This is a genomic window from Thermogutta sp. (genome assembly GCF_014359955.1).
Lineage (GTDB): Bacteria > Planctomycetota > Planctomycetia > Pirellulales > Thermoguttaceae > Thermogutta.
Genome location: NZ_JACIYL010000603.1, coordinates 1 through 2,796 on the forward strand (window position 1 = coordinate 1; position 2,796 = coordinate 2,796).

The following is a 2,796-nucleotide window of genomic DNA, read 5'->3' on the forward strand; positions in this document are numbered from 1 at the left end:
CGAACGTTTGTGTGGCTTTGCTCCTGGATTGAATTTGCAGACCAAAGTCCACGAAAAGTTCAAAGGGATTGGTAGCAATCGCCACATCTCCGAGCCGAATCACATGAATCTCGTAAGACTTTTTCCACTGGTCAGGGGGAAGCTGCTGCTGTCTCTCGTAGCGCTCGGCGACGCGCTGATACCAGAGCATCTTCATCCGCAAAGCAGGTTGATCGACCAGCTTGGCAGCTTCTTCCCGCGCCGTCCGCGCTTCTTCGTCGGTCACCACGCGCAGAGGCAGGTCCACGTTAAGCACCCTGTGCTCAAATGGCACATCGGGATAAAGCTCCTGCCGCGCCACATTGTAAGCATCCATCACCGTCTCGCTGATCCGACGAGCAATTTCCTGGAGCGAGTCAAGGCCACGCAGCCGGAGCATCCGTTCCTCGGCAGCCTTGCGCAACATAAGATGGGGCGACAGGTCTCCCGCTGCCCCGCACCACGCCAGCATATCGACTTTGCGACCCAGCCGGCGCCAAAGTTCTTGCCGTACGAAATGCCAATAATCGGCGTGGACCGTGGATCGCCCCTCGACCTCCTGTGATGGGCAGGCCACCTCAATCGCCATGGCCAGCAACGCTCCGGAACGATCCGTAAAGAACAAAACTTGCACCGCCGGATCAGTTCCACTTTCCAAATGGCGAAAGTTGGGCACATCCGTACGCCCGTACATGGTCGCCCGGCCGTCGGCATAAACCGCCCGCCGATTGTGTCCCACCACCGCATAGCCAAGGCCATAACCGAGCTGCGCAACCTGACGGTTTTGCCAGGCCTCCTGCACAGCCTCAGCAACCTGGTCCACAAAAAAGGCCACGTATTCAGAAACGGTCATGATACCGTTATCGGGAATAACGTACTTTCCTTCCGTCACCACGGGGGCCGTGTGGGTGTGGGTCGCGGTGAGAATTATCTTTTCTGGAGAAATCCGTGGGATAGATTGTGATATCCGCTCGCGTACTTTTTGCAGGACTGCCTCCGGTATTCCGACCAAGTCGCAAGACACCATGACGGCATGATCCTTCGTTTGATCCTTCTCGCGGGACTCCAGGACCAGGGCCGTCGCAACCAGAGGCGTTTCAACCCGGCTGGCGACTCGCGTGTGAAACTGTCCCTCCAGTGCCACCGGCCGGGGAGGAGTAATATCAACGGTGGCTGAACCCACCCACAGTTCCACGGCCCAAGCCCTCGGCAAACCCGAAACCAGAGGCAGACACACGGCCACAGCTAGCCACCACATTTGGTTTTTGATCATGTCTTTTCCCTTTCTCTTTCAGAATGACCTCGGCCGGTTGGATGGTTATTAAAAACTCACCCAACTTCTGTCCGGGACACGGCTATCCCCGGTGATCCGACCGGTATTGTACGAAAACTTTCGAGCAACTTCGACAGATGCGGCTGCCTAATTGATAAACCTGTTAAGTTCCTTATCTTAGAAGCAGACTTTGAACAACTCCGAGAATACGTCTTTCGGCCCATATTTCCTTGGCAACCTCTGGACCCTCACTTTTTCTAGCCAATGGTGGTATGACTTTCCAACGGCCCGGCCTACAATGATGCACAGTTCAAAGTGAGTCATCTTGAGTCCCACGCAGAAGGGAGAACGATCATGGCGAGCAACACATCTCTGGCGGCACAAAACTTTTCCCGAAGAGAATTCCTCAAACAGGCGGGAATCGTTGCGGCAGCGACGAGCGCGATCTCCGTGGAAAGATTCGCCCACGCGGAGGGAAGGGAGGGATTTCGCGTCGGTCTGATCGGCTGCGGTGGACGCGGCTCCGGTGCAGCGGCCAACGCCATGAATGCTGGCAAAGACATCAAACTGGTCGCCATGGCGGATATCTTCGAAGACCACCTCCGCGGTGCGCGCGAACGTCTGAAAAGTCTGTATCCCGATCAGGTCCAGGTGGATGATGAGCACTGCTTTGTGGGCTTCGATGCCTATCAAAAGGTGATCGCTTCCGACGTGGATGTCGTCATCATCGCCGCCGCCTCCCATTTTCATCCCGTCATGCTCAAGGCGGCCGTCGATGCCGGCAAGCATGTCTTCTGTGAAAAGCCGCACGCCATTGATGTCCCCGGCCTCAAGCTGGCCATGGCCGCCTGTGAAGAGGCCAAGAAAAAGAATCTGGCCGTGGTTTCCGGGCTGTGCTGGCGCTACGACTACGGTGTTCGCGAGGCCATGAAGCGCGTTCTCGACGGGGCCATCGGTGAGGTCGTCGCCATCCAGGAGACGTACATCACAACTCCCTATGTCGTTCGACCGCGACAGCCAGGTTGGAGTGAGGCGTACTACCAGTTCAAGAACTGGTACCATTTCAACTGGCTATCGGGTGATCAGACCAGCCAGCAGCTCATTCACAGCTTGGACAAAGCCTCTTGGGCCCTTCATGACAAGCCGCCGCTTCGCGCATGGGGCCTGGGTGGTCGGCAGGCCTGCCTTGACCCCAAATACGGCGACCAGTTCGATCACCACGCGGTCGTATTTGAATATGATAATGGCGTCCGCGTGTTTGGATACTGCCGCGATATTCCCGGGTGTTACAACGAGACATCCGATATTATTTTCGGAACAAAGGGCCGCTGCTACTTGCCCAGCAAGCCGCGTATCGAAGGCGCGGTAGAATGGCAATACACCGGCCCCAAAGTCAGCATGTACGATGTTGAACATAAAGAAATGTTTGACTCGATCCGTGCAGGCAAGCCGATTAACAATGGCAACTATATGTTCACGAGCACCATGCTGGGTCTTCTGGCGCA

General features: G+C 56.2%; 2 protein-coding genes. One reads left to right on the forward strand and one right to left on the reverse strand.

Going from position 1 to position 2,796, the window contains the following annotated elements:
- Positions 1-1,291: neutral/alkaline non-lysosomal ceramidase N-terminal domain-containing protein (locus H5U08_RS14895; RefSeq protein ID WP_297034750.1), on the reverse strand; the 1,291-nt coding region annotated here is incomplete at its 3' end.
- A gap of 354 nt (positions 1,292-1,645) precedes the next feature.
- Between H5U08_RS14895 and H5U08_RS14900 the strand changes: the two genes are divergently transcribed.
- Positions 1,646-2,796 (forward strand): Gfo/Idh/MocA family oxidoreductase (locus H5U08_RS14900; protein WP_297034753.1); only part of this gene is annotated, 1,151 nt, incomplete at its 3' end.